We start from the raw sequence: 12,774 nt of genomic DNA, 5'->3' as shown, positions 1-12,774 counted from the left end.
ATTGAATGCCTTCTAATGCCAATCACCCACACTTCCGGTGCGCTTTTTGTATATTAAGGGATAACAAAAAACTCAATATTATGGCCATCTTAGATTCTCTCATCCCCTTTACCGGAAGGCTCGGCAATATCATTGCCTACAAGCGCAATGGTAAGCACTGTTTACGCACCGTTCCTGACACCGTGCGGCAAACTGCTAACACCCGCCGTGCTGCTAAAATGTTCGGCGCAGCCAGCCGTAAAGGTGCTCTTGTCCGCAATGCCATCAGGCCGCACCTGGACATCTTCCCCGACCGTGCGCTGGTAAACCGCCTCAACAGCTACATTTTAGAAGCAGGCAGAAACAACCACGCAGGCCTGAAAGGATTCCGGTTTAATGGTTACACGGGGCTTAATAAATACTTCGGCCCGCCGCCTGTATTCACTAAAGACGGCAGGCTCCATATTCCACCGCAATGCTTTCAGCGATTTAAAAAAGCCGTCCGCATGGAGATCAAGGTAATCGCTTCCCGGATTGATTTCAGTACCCGTACTATAACAGGTACAGACACCGCCGTGCTGAGCATTGATCTGAACGAACGCTTCCAGAACTTCGAAGGCGGGGATTTGTGGGTAAATGTACCCGGTAAAGGCACCCTGGTAGTAGCGTTACAGGTAAAGCAGTTTTTCGATGATTTTGACATCCGCGACAGGAAGTGTGAAGCAGCAGATATCATTGCCGTAGTAGAAGAACAACCAAAGAAAGTGGTGGCCACTCCTTCTAATCCCCATAAGCATCTCTCTTACCCGCCACGCCCCATCGTTCACAAACCGGTTCACACTCACAACGGGCAGCTGATCACGCAACGGGAATAGAGAATCGCCATAATAGAGAGATTTTGTTATAACTAATTAAATATCAGATAATATGGAACCCAAAACTACCCGGCAGGCCACTCCTCCGCCAGCCAATGCCATGGGCTATAAGAACCCAATCTCCCCTTTCCCTTCCCGCCACCAGTAAAACCCCACCTCCGCACCGCATCCGCACCACCTCCGCATCAAGTCCACCTCATCTCCGAACAAGATTGCCAGTTCACCTATAGTTGTCGCGTACATGCTACGTAGATGCTACCCGGTAATAAGCTTGTAATAAGGAAGTAATAAGCTTGTGAGTGCATTGTATCAGTTCATGAATACCTTTTATTCCTATGCAGCATCCACTTGTTGCTATCCGGAACATGGCAAATGTCCGGCAAAAATACCATCGGTTTTTATCAACATAATGGGTGTCAGCCATCCGGTATGGGCATACCTTCGGCGTTTCCTCATTACAGTGATTAATTAAGACGAACAAACAATAACATGAGGCTGCTACTCTTTATTTTTTTCCTGATAAGCCCCGGGAGCGGGCTGCTGTTGGCGCAAAAAGCACCGTCAACTATCTACACTGCCGATAATGGTAACGGCACTTTTAAAAACCCTTTCCTGTGGGGCGACTGGCCCGATCCTGACGTGATCCGCGTGGGCGACTATTTCTATTTCATATCCACCAGCATGCACTACGTGCCGGGTTGCCCCATCCTCCGCTCTAAAGACCTCGTGAATTGGGAAATGGCAGGCTATGCGGTAGACCGTTACGACGAAGACCCCCGGTTCGATATGCAGGGCGGTAACATGTACCTGAACGGCTCCTGGGCCAATACCATCCGCCATCACAACGGGAAGTTCTATGTAGGGTTTTGCACCCCCAAAGGCTATGGCTCCGACAGCGGCCGCTTTTCCATCTGCATTGCAGACGATGTAAAAGGCCCCTGGAAGCGCACCATATTTCCCCAGTATTTGTATGACCCGGGCCTTTTCTTCGACGACGATGGCCGGGTTTATGTAGTGCACGGTGCAGGTACCCTTTACCTCACCGAACTGAATGCCGATGTGCAATCCGCGAAAGGTGATGGCAAGCCCGTTCAGATCTGGAAGGGGCGCGTTCCCCGGCCGCAGGGATCTACGGCCTATTACCCGGAGTATTCGATGGAGGGCTCGCACATGTATAAGATCAACGGTTACTACTACATCACCAACCCCGCCGGTGGTACAGAAGGCTGGCAGATGTGCCTGCGAAGCAAATCCATAACCGGTCCATATGAAAGCAAAGTAATTTATCAGGACGAAAGCTCTTATCCCAATAACGGCCTGCACCAGGGCGGAATGGTGCAGCTGAAGAACGGGGAATGGTGGTTCATCATTATGCAGGACCGTGGCCCCATTGGCCGTGTACCTCACCTGGTGCCCGTTAAATGGGTAGACGGGTGGCCCATCCTTGGTGATAACGGGAAAGGCTATGCTTCCGGGAAGAAACCCGATGTTGGTAAAACGTACCGGGTGATGAACCCTGCCGCTACTGACGAGTTCAATAACAGCCGGCTGGGCCTGCAGTGGCAATGGAACCATAACCCGGATAACAGTAAATGGTCGCTGACGGAAAGGAAAGGGTACATGCGCCTGAAAGCCTCAACTGCTGCGGACCTCAAATCTGCCCGCAATACCCTCACACAACGCGTACAGGGCCCCGCTTCAGAAGGTGTAGTGGAAATGGACGTAAGCGGCCTTAAGCCCGGTAACGTGGCTGGATTCGGTGTGTTTCAATTCCCGTATGCATTCATTGCCGTACAAAAGGATCCCGGGGGAAACAGGCTTATTATGGTTAATGACGGAAAAGTGATGGATAGCATCGCCAGCTTCCCGCATTCCAAAATATGGCTGCGGGCTAACATAACGCATACAGACTACCTCGCCACTTTCGCTTACAGCACTGATGGTAAAACGTTCCACCCATTCGGGGACACCCTGAAAATGGGCCTGGGCCTCGACTGGACCGCCAACCGCTTTGCACTCATCAACTATAGCCTTACAGCAGAAGGAGCAGGCGGATATGCCGATTTTAACTGGTTCCGTTTTAATGGCGCCAATCCTTAATCTGTACCAATCATCTGAGTGAATAACCAAAAAAAAGACCTGTGCACCTGCACGGGTCTTTTGCATTATATCAGGGGTTGACTGCCAGATTCCTGAACAGGTTATGCATCAGCCGGTCGATCAGCCGCATGTTTTTGGTAATGACGAGCCCCTGCGCCTGAAGCCCTGTTTTATAAACCAGCGGCACCTGCTGGTTGGTCATGAGGCCATTATCCAGCTGCACGGTAGCCACCAGCCCGCTGTCGGTTGCCACTTTGGATACATAGTTGATCGTGCCTTTTACATACCCCGTTTCCTGGTAAGGGTATGCGGCAAACCGTAATTGCACCTGGAGGCCGGTATCTATCTTCCCCAGGTTAGCCTGGGGTAAATGGATTTCAGCAAAATACCTGCTCTGCCCGGGAGTTATATAGCCGATGCGCCTGCCCTGCTGAAGGAACTGGTTTTCCTGTACCGGTACATCCAGCACCAGGTCTCCTGCAATGGGTGCTATAATGGTGTACTTCTTTTTCCATTCGTCAACAACCTGGCGGAAGGAAAGCAGGGTCTGCATAAAAAGTACCCTTTGCCGGGAAATGTCATGTTCCATTCTGGCGATCTCTTTTTGCTTGTCCCTTTTCTGGGACATATTTGCCAGCAGGGAAGCATTCAGTTGCGGCACCACCATTTTTTTGCTGAGGAATCTGCTCTGTTCGTTCCGGTATTCCTCCCGCGCTATGATCTTTCCATCAAACAACGTTTTATTCATGACAAAGCTCTCTTCCGCAATTTGAAGATCCTGTTTAGTCAGTTCCAGTTGGTTCTCAATGGTTCCCCGTGTTTCATCCAGCGTTTCCACATCCGTTTTCAGCAAACCGGCTTCGCGGGCGTAGTAGCCGTTTACCAGGTAGTCATCGAATTGCTGCAGGGCAATTATAAATTGGCGGTAAGGCTCCTGCACTTCGCCGAGGTTGTGATGGTAAGCGGAAAAGCAACTGACTACCGCTGCATACCTGTTGCTTTGTAATAGAAGCAGGCCGGTATCGAGTTTGCCCGACAGACTGAGTACTTCCTGGTGGCTGGCAGTACTTTCAATCCATCCCAGCACTTCGTTTTTCTTCACTTTCATACTATCCGGCGTAAATAGGCGGATCAGGCGCCCGTCGTGCATGATGGTGATTTCTTTGGGGGCATTCTCCGCCGTCAGCGTTGCGCGGCCTTCGATAATATCTGGGTAGCGGATAAACCAGGTGATAAAACCCAGTACCAGCAATATGCCTGCAAAGAAGCACAGCGCCCACTTCTCCATGAACCCCGGTTGATGGCTGATGACTTCCTGCGCCAGTTCAGACCGCCTGGCCGGCTGATGTATGGTTTCCGAAGGAAGCAGGGTAGTTGTTCCATTCAGATGTGGATGATGGATGAGATCGTTTTCCATGGTCTATATCAATTACCTAATTCCAGCTGGTTCTTCACCAGCTCAAAATATTTTCCTTTTTGCCGGGTCAGCGAAAGGTGGGTACCTTCTTCGCAGATCCTTCCCTTTTCCAGGACTATTATTTTATCCGCGTTTTTAACCGTACTCAGCCGGTGCGCCACTACTACCACCGTTCTTCCGGTAAAGAATTGCTGAAGGTTTTCAACGATCGTTTTTTCGTTGTTGGCGTCAAGCGCGTTGGTGGCTTCGTCGAAAAACAGGTATTTCGGATCTTTGTAAACGGCACGGGCTATCAGCAGGCGTTGGCGCTGCCCCTGGCTGATGCCGGCGCCCTCCGCGCCCAGCAGGGTATTGAAGCCATTGGGCTGCGTTTCTATAAAGGGGAGGATATTGGCAATGTTGCAACTGTAAACAAGTTTTTCATGATCCACATATTCATCGCCCACCGCAATGTTGCGTGCGATGGTATCGTTGAAAATATACCCGTCCTGCAAAACTGCGCCGCATTGTTTCCGCCAGAAAGACGGGCTGATATGGCTGAAGGGGCTGCCGCCGATTCTGATATCCCCCTGATATTGCTGGTATATTTTCAACAGCAGTTTGATCAGCGTGGTTTTACCGCTGCCGCTGGCTCCTACAATGGCGGTTACCTTGCCTTCGGGTATCGTGAGATCGATCTTTTCCAGTACAGGATCACTCCCGGTGGTAGGGTAAGTGAATGAAAGGCTGGTGATGCTGATATCATGGTCTTGCGGAAGTTGCCGGGAGAACGATTTTCCTGCGGGTTCCTCATCTTCCATATGATGGATTTCGTTAAGCCTTTCCATGCTGATACGGGCATCCTGTATGCTTTGAGATAGCCCGATAAACTGCTGCACAGGGCCGTTAAGCTGGCCGATGATATATTGTATGGCAATCATGGCGCCGAATGTGAGATGCCCCTGTACTACCAGCTGCGCTACCGTGAAGCTCAGCACAATATCCTTCCCCTGGTTGATGAACAATGCTCCGGCCGATTGCCATTGGCCGTAGTTTAGACTTTTGAAATTCAGTTTGAATATACCTGCCTGTATATTTTCCCACTCCCAGCGCTTTAGCTGCTCGGCATTGTTAAGCCTTATTTCCTGCATGCCCTGTACCAGCTGAAGGGTGGCGTTATTTTCTTTGGCAGAGGCATGGAAAGTGGCATAATTGATCTTTCTCCTGATACGCATGAAGAGGCGTATCCAGAGGAAGTACAGCACACTGCCGGCAGAAAAAATCAGGAACAGGGGTACACTGTAGGTCATGAGTATGATGGCATACAGGAAAAAATTAATGACGGAGAATATACTGCTCAGGGCATGACTGGTGAGGAAAGATTGTATCTGCTTATTATCACCTATCCGCTGGATAGTGTCTCCCGTATGATGCGTATCGAAATACGAAAGGGGGAGCCGCGTTAATTTGATCCAGAAATCTGACAGGATAGACAGGTTGACGACATTGGATATCCGAAGCTGCAGCCGGTTCCGGATAAATTCAACGACCGTACCGCTGAAGGTCAGCGTCAGCTGGGCCACCAGCACGATCGTTATATACTGCATGTTGCGGGTATTGATACCCGTATCCACCATGCTCTGGGAAAGGAATGGGAGTATCAGCTGCAGCACAGAGCCTATCAGTAATGAAAGGAAAACCTGTGTGATCTGCCATTTGCTGGTGCGTAAATAACGGGTGATGTTTCCCCATTTGAGCTTGTTCTCTTTATCGCCCTGCTCTTCATAAAAAGCGGGTGTTGGTTCTAGCAGGAGTACAGTGCCGGTTCTTTCCTGTTGTTCATTATGATCGGATAACCAGGCCTGCAGGAATTCTGTTGTAGAAAATTGCACGATGCCCCGGGCAGGGTCTGCTACCTTTGCCCCCCGCTTTGTAATGGAAATAAGGACCACGAAATGGTTCTGATTCCAGTGCAGGATGGATGGCTGTTCGATAGTCAGTATTTTACTGTGAGTGATTTTTACACCACGTGTCCTGAAGCCTAGCGACTCCGCTGCTTCACTGATACCCAGCAATGTAACACCCTGCTTGCTGAAACCGGATTTTTGCCGGATGGTATCGGTATTATAATGACGGCCGTAGTGCCTGGAAATCATTCTCAGGCAGGTAGGGCCGCAATCCATTTCATTCAGTTGCTTATAAAACGGGAATTCCATGCAGTAACATTTTACAACCAGTAATCATAACGTACATTCCTTCAGCACATCACGGCCGTTAGCGGCCATCCAGATTATATTCAACGGGTTCAGCCGGGTCAGGAGCCGTTTCTTCTGTTGCCTGATATATTTTATCCGCTTGCGATATGCATTATCCCGGATAGATTCAATCATCTTTTCAGCCGCCGAATGGGGCTCCTTTACATCCACCCTTACAAAAGCCCTTTCATCGATGAACTGCTCCAGGTTGGTGCAGCCATCGTAAAAGCACAGTGTTTCTGTTATGATGGGGTCTGTGATCTTTTCTGTGAAATATCCGGGTACGAAAGAGTTTTCGCTGATAAAATGGTATTCATACGGCCACAGGCCGTCGTATTTCTGTTCTAATTCTCCGCGATATTTCCGGATATCTTCAAAAAAGGTATTGCCATGGTGCTTACCCCAAACATCCAGTCCGTCTTCTATCACCTGGTCGAGCAGGTGTACCATCCGCAGCCTGAAGAAATGACCTTCCATAAAATTGAGGTCGCTCGTGATGCAAGACAATAATTTCGATTTAAGGATGCGTGTTCCATTCCCGCCATGGCGCAGGGCACCCGTTATCTGTGCAGGCAGAAAGGGAAGTGGCAGGTACATTTCCTCAGTACGGCTGCAGGAGATGCTTCGCCTGTTGGTAGAGCGCGGCGGCTCGGTATGGAAGAGAATGGCCTTTCGGGGATCGTAGGCAGACAGTAATTCGTTTGGCCGGGTTAGTATGATGAGCACATCATAATCACCTCCCGTCACAAATTCCAGGTTCTTCCACTGAAGGCTTCCCCCGCCATATAAACGAAGGGTATTCAGATAGTTTTCGTCGCTTTCCCAGAAACAGGTAACCCGGACTTTTATTTTCATTGGATTGAGTTCAGAATGAAGAATGTTACTACATCGGCTGGTCATACTCATCATACACACTGCCAATAAATTCCCCGGTTGCCCGGGGGGTAGGGAAGTCAATCCCATCACCGAAAAGCTGATAGCTGTCGTGGATCATGGCGTGTTCTTTGACCTGCGGGTATATGTTGTGTGACAGAAAGAGCTGATCGGTTCCTTTCAGACATTTGTGTGGATAGTTGTCTATCAGTGATTGCATCCCCTCCATATTCCTGCATCCCCACATACCACCCATAATCAGTGAGGTATGCTGCGGATGGTCGCGCATAATGTGGAAGTGACAGCCGCTGTCCAGCCACTGGTCTACCGCTTTCACTTCTCTTTCCGATATCCGGGAGTCGGTATCGCGGCATATCATAATATCTGCATCTTCCGCCGCATAAAACCGCCAGAACAGCCCCGCAAATTCATCCGATGGGTTTACCAGCACTACTTCACTATCCGTTTTTTCTATCATCCTTATCAGGCCGGCCGGTGCATTCCGGTCTGTATAAAACCGGCATACCCAGCCGGGATACAGCTGCCTGGCGAGTTCAACGTTTTTGACCGCTCCCTGCCAATACATTGGTTTATTGCCCCAGAGGGAGAATGATATGATCTTTTTCATGTGCTTGATTTGTTGATGTCTGACAATTGTTCCGTCCACAACGCTTCTATCTTTTGCTTTCTGACGATATTATGGCGGCGCATGTTTTCGGATATCCCTGCCAGATCAGCGGAGCGCAGTTGTTCGTCGAGATCCGAAAAGGACTCGAAGAAGGTGATATGGGGCATCCATCCTTCATCGTACCAGTCACAGAAGTTGATCCAGTGTTCCAGTACTCCTACCTGCCCGGTAAGATTAGGGTCGGCGTCTCCGCCATGGATGGCCGGCGGAGCCGATGTTTCCTGCACCTGTAACCAGGATACTTCCGAGAGCACGCCGAGGCCGGCATATTGCCGGTACAGCTCCAGACAGAATTTTTTGGATGGGAAGAAGAGCGGAATGCAGGCGGTGTAATATTCAAATACCGACATCACGGATACATTGTAAGGAATTACTACTATCCCTGCATACCTCACAAGGTCGCTCCACTGGTAGCGGCCCAGTGTACTTTTGTGTACGAGCCGGGCCTGCCGCAGGCGGATGGTAAGCTCCCTGCTGTCTAAAAGAAATGCAGGCAGCTCCGGTGCCCATCGTTCGCTTACATGACCGCAATAGCTGGGTATATGCTTCCAGCGCAAACCGGTATAGCGCTCACAGTATAGCTGGTCGTACTTATTGTTGGCCACACGCTGCATCATCTTCTGTACACTCTTTTGCTGTATGCTGCGGTTCAACCATTCCCAATGCCGTGCGCTCAGGGTAAAAGGAGCTTCATAGCGGGTGGAGGCTACTGTAATAACCGGCTTGTTAAACTCCTGGTAAAGCAGCGAAAATGCAGGCGTATGCGTAACAATGAAAGCATCATATTGCTCCAGTTCCGATTTGTACCGCTCATAAAACCTTTTACACATATGCCCGTTCAGATGCCGCCAGGTGTATTGATTGACTACGTCCACCGTTGCGGTTTCCCAGCCATGCACCCAGCTGTGCGATGATATGGACCAGTGATCCACTTGATGCCCCATAGCACCGAAAATATCCATCAGGTCTTTTATCACGGAAACATGCAGGTCGAGGTTGAATAATTTCATGGTAGCGACTGGCGGTTTATAGTGGAAGGGATCTGTTCAGGGAAATACAGGATGCGTTGCTGCCACAGGCTGGTGATGAACCCGGTGCAGTCGGTCAGGTCATAATTGCTTCCCAGCGCAGTAACTATCTCTTCCAGCGTCCGGTTGCCATTACAAAGCCGGATCAATGCGATCTCATATTCACCGGCTACAGCGAGTATCTTATTGGTATGAACCTGTTGCAGCCAGTAGCTGTCTGAACCTGGCATTTCAAGGACGATAACGGATGCGGAAAGCGCCGGCCGCAATGTCCGGGACAAATGGCCGTTGCTGAGGCAATGAATCAATTGTTGCTGGGCTAGTATAGTACCGGCAACCGCTTCATTAATGTAACCAGGAGAAAATACCCGGAGGTTATTGTACTGGCTGCCTGATAAACCGGTGAGGTAAGCCAGCTCAGAGCTTTCGGCGGCTTCAATGGCGTATTTGATCTCCTCCATCAAAAGCCCGGAGGCAATACGTTCTCCCACCCGGCCTCCGGGCCTCCCCCTGAAGGCGGAAGTAAAGAAGGCGGGCAGATTATCTGACGTAACGAGCCCTCCCAGTCCGGCCGGGCCGGCTATAATAACGGGCAAGCCGGCCAATATCCCCTGCAGCGCCGGCTCGCCAGCCGCTATCAGTAGCCGGCAACCGGTAAATGCATCCTGGGATGGCCTGCTTTCCGTAAAGGATATGTTGGAATTGGCGATTGCCTTCAGCCGGGGGATTAGGGCTGCCGGTACAACGCAATGACAGTTCAGGTGTAGCAGGCAATTAAATGCACTGATTACCGACAGACTGATCCGGCAATCCGGATCGTTCTGCTGATCGTTTAAAACATAAGTAACTACCTCCGCCCTATGGTCAGGAGAGTCTGCTGCAGCCGTCGGGAGAGGGGAAACAGGATATGGGAAGGATGAAATGAATTCTGAAGGAATGCCCCATGCCGCCATGCCAGCCGCATTTCCCAGCACGATGTAGTATACTGCGTGTGAAAAATTAATCGCCTCAGGCAATGCATCCGCTTCGTAAATCAGGCAGATGCAGGCAGGGTGGTGTTGCTTGTCAGGATATATGGTGAGGTAACCCTCGTGGTATACTACCTCGTCGGCTAATTGTTTCAATTGGGAAATCACAAGAGTTAGTCCGTCCATATACTAAGTGATTAAAGAGGCTGTACCATTAACCGTTGTTGGCTTTGCCGGTCGTAAATATGCCGCAGCCTGTTTTCTGTATCCGAATTGCTTTCCGAAACAAAAGGACACAGCAGCATTTTATTGCTGAGGCAGCCGGAAAGAAAATCTTTCGTTTCAGTGATGTTATCCTCCGGAGCTTCCAGTATCTGTGAAAACCCTGATTTGAAAAGGATTACAAAATGAGGGGAAACAATAGTGCTGACCCAGAAAAGGCTATCGGAGATGGCCACGGTAAGGCCAATGTCAGACGCTCCGCCAAACAACATTTCTGCCCCGTACCGGTGCGCTTCCAGAATCTGCCTGATAAGGTATATCCCTGAATAGTTTTTGGGGAACCGGTGTTTTTCGCTGCAAATGATGATGATATCTTCATCCTCCATAATGGCATGCGTTATAATATTTTTCAACACACCGGCATTCAACTGATTAGTGCCTGTTGCTCCCGGCTGGGTATGCCAGCTAAACGGAATAAACTCGGGTTTATCCGCGAATTGACCTCCGGTGAATACTTCCAGGTGCGGGCCGCCCGGGTGGAGCACATAGGTGGTTATGGATACACCTGAAACATCTTCCGGCACTGGCAGGGGAGGAGCTGCAGATGTTTCATAAAACCGGCGGATATTATTGCAGATAGTCACATTCGCAGCGCTTCTTTCAAATAACCCTGCAACCCAGCCCGCAGTATTGTTTTGCGGGGTCACATCGGAATATCCGAATGACTGCTGTATGGAAATAAACGGATGAATAAAGTATTTTCCGCTGGTTACCGCGGATATTTTATGGTCGGCTACGTCTTTATTGACAAAGGGGGCTTCCAGTATTTTCCCGTATGCTTTCCGGAAGAAGACGGTGAACTGCAGCCCGGAGAAACGCTCCGTCCAGTACAAATGATCCCCTGCCGGAACGGAGCAGCTGAACCAGCTGGGCCCGCCGTTGAGCAGGTCAGCATCCAGATCAATGGCCATTGCTATGGACCTGAAAAGCAGTTCTGGAGAGTAATGTTCGGTAAACTGGTGATCGTCTTCACATAGCACGAAGTAGTCTTCCTCCATGGCATGGTCGCTGATGATGTGGGAGATAGTTTCCCATAATCCGGTAGCACCATAGGTATGCTCCCGGGCGGCAATCACGGTTGCATCGAATTCGGTGCGCCCTTCAAACTCACGGAGAATATGCTTCTTCCTGTCTGTCCGGTGAGGCAGGTTAATGATAAACACTTTAATGGTGCGGCTCTTGATGTTGGTGGCCATTGGAAGAGGTTTCAATGATGTGTACAATTTCTGAAGGGGATATATTCTTCGCAACGATGTTTCGCTTACTGTCCAGCAGGAAATTGGCCGGGATGGCGGTGATCAGGTAGTTTTTCCATGCCCAGTCTGCCGACGGTGCTACGAGATTGATCCAGGGCATCTGTTCCTGGTGGAGCGCCTGCTTCCATTTTAGCGTGTCTTCGTCAATAGAGACACCTACTATGGATAGTTCGTTATGCTGTGCAACTGCTGCTTTAAGGGCGGGGATCGATTTGCGGCACGGGCCGCACCAGCTGGCCCAGAACTCCACCAGCAACCATCGCCCTTTCATGGATGACAGCGTGTGTGACTGGCCTAGGGAGTCGGGTAAGGTGAAACCTGTTAATGGCTGCCCAACCGCCGCGGTACTTGTGACCTCAAGTGTGGATAACAGCTTCTGGTAAGATGGGCTTTTCTGAAGCTGGCTGAACTGCGCGCTCATTTTTTTAAGTTCTTCAGCGGTAAAAATGCCGGCATTATCCAATATGGTATGCAGTGCCACATAGCTGCCCATATGTTCATTTACCACAGTTTTTATCTGCCGGGTATGTTGTGATTCCAACGCAACGATTTCCGCCCGCCAGCCGCTTATAGAGTCTTTGGGCAATTCCTTTCCGGCAATCTCCGCCTGGTAAAACTGGTTTCGCAAATGGCCATAGCGGGGAGGGTAGGCCGTGGCGGCTGCAATTTTCTTCCGGATGGCTTCTTCCCGGGCGCCGGAGATGCTGATATCGCGGCGATTCCGGATATCTCCTTTAAGCTGGATGTCTGCATTTTCGAGATAAAACGAACTATAAAGCGGCTCCATCACTCCGGAGGAATTGCGAAAAAAGAGGGTAATACTATGCGGCTCATCCACGCTTCCCCTGAACGTAAAGTGTTCCTGTTCCAGCAACGCAGAGTCTGTAAAAGTAAGGCCGCTGTCTGTACGGGTCTGGATAAAAACTTTGTCTCCTTTCATTCCGGCTATTTCTCCCTGTAGCTGATAACTGCCTGCCGGGATACCCTGCTGGCAGGCGGCCATCACAGAGAAGACGGCGGAAATGACCATTACCTTTTTTGCCTGCGATTGCGGCAGATGGATTTTCATATGCG

At 50.1% G+C, this 12,774-nt stretch carries 10 protein-coding genes; 2 read left to right on the top strand and 8 right to left on the bottom strand.

The features are described from left to right. Positions 1–80: 80 nt before the first annotated feature. Both DEV76_RS00275 and DEV76_RS00270 read left to right on the top strand, forming a co-directional pair. A complete protein-coding gene (locus DEV76_RS00275; protein WP_109693945.1) occupies positions 81–854 on the top strand; it encodes a hypothetical protein in 774 nt (257 codons plus the stop codon). Between the two features lie 489 nt (positions 855–1,343). Then, entirely contained in the window at positions 1,344–2,954 is a 1,611-nt protein-coding gene (locus DEV76_RS00270) for a glycoside hydrolase family 43 protein (RefSeq protein ID WP_109693943.1), read from the top strand. 70 nt (positions 2,955–3,024) lie between these two features. Here the strand turns inward: DEV76_RS00270 and DEV76_RS00265 are convergent, their stop codons facing one another. Genes DEV76_RS00265 through DEV76_RS00230 form a run of 8 tightly spaced genes read right to left on the bottom strand, consistent with a single transcriptional unit; the run spans position 3,025 to position 12,769 of the window. Further along, positions 3,025–4,371: an HlyD family secretion protein gene (locus DEV76_RS00265; RefSeq protein WP_109693941.1), complete on the bottom strand. Its 1,347-nt coding sequence runs from the start codon at positions 4,369–4,371 to the stop codon at positions 3,025–3,027. An 8-nt stretch (positions 4,372–4,379) separates the two neighbouring features. Next, a complete protein-coding gene (locus DEV76_RS00260) occupies positions 4,380–6,566 on the bottom strand; it encodes a peptidase domain-containing ABC transporter (protein ID WP_109693939.1) in 2,187 nt (728 codons plus the stop codon). A 24-nt stretch (positions 6,567–6,590) separates the two neighbouring features. Further along, on the bottom strand, positions 6,591–7,460 hold the full coding sequence (locus DEV76_RS00255) for a hypothetical protein (protein ID WP_109693937.1): 870 nt from the start codon (positions 7,458–7,460) through the stop codon (positions 6,591–6,593). A 28-nt stretch (positions 7,461–7,488) separates the two neighbouring features. Continuing rightward, entirely contained in the window at positions 7,489–8,106 is a 618-nt protein-coding gene (locus DEV76_RS00250) for a hypothetical protein (RefSeq protein ID WP_109693935.1), read from the bottom strand. Then, entirely contained in the window at positions 8,103–9,176 is a 1,074-nt protein-coding gene (locus DEV76_RS00245; RefSeq protein WP_109693934.1) for a hypothetical protein, read from the bottom strand. The genes DEV76_RS00250 and DEV76_RS00245 overlap by 4 nt, the downstream gene beginning before the upstream one ends. Beyond that, entirely contained in the window at positions 9,173–10,348 is a 1,176-nt protein-coding gene (locus DEV76_RS00240) for a hypothetical protein (RefSeq protein WP_157962632.1), read from the bottom strand. Before DEV76_RS00240 ends, DEV76_RS00245 begins: the two co-directional genes overlap by 4 nt. Positions 10,349–10,359: 11 nt before the next feature. Further along, a complete protein-coding gene (locus tag DEV76_RS00235; RefSeq protein ID WP_109693932.1) occupies positions 10,360–11,640 on the bottom strand; it encodes a glycosyltransferase family 25 protein in 1,281 nt (426 codons plus the stop codon). Further along, complete coding sequence (locus tag DEV76_RS00230; RefSeq protein ID WP_109693930.1) at positions 11,609–12,769, bottom strand: TlpA disulfide reductase family protein; 1,161 nt, start codon at positions 12,767–12,769, stop codon at positions 11,609–11,611. The genes DEV76_RS00235 and DEV76_RS00230 overlap by 32 nt, the downstream gene beginning before the upstream one ends. Between the last annotated feature and the right edge of the window lie 5 nt (positions 12,770–12,774).

It is taken from the genome of Chitinophaga deserti (genome assembly GCF_003149455.1).
In the GTDB taxonomy this organism is placed as follows: domain Bacteria; phylum Bacteroidota; class Bacteroidia; order Chitinophagales; family Chitinophagaceae; genus Chitinophaga; species Chitinophaga deserti.
Note: the sequence above shows the minus strand (reverse complement) of the source record. Positions and strands in the feature narration are given on the sequence as shown.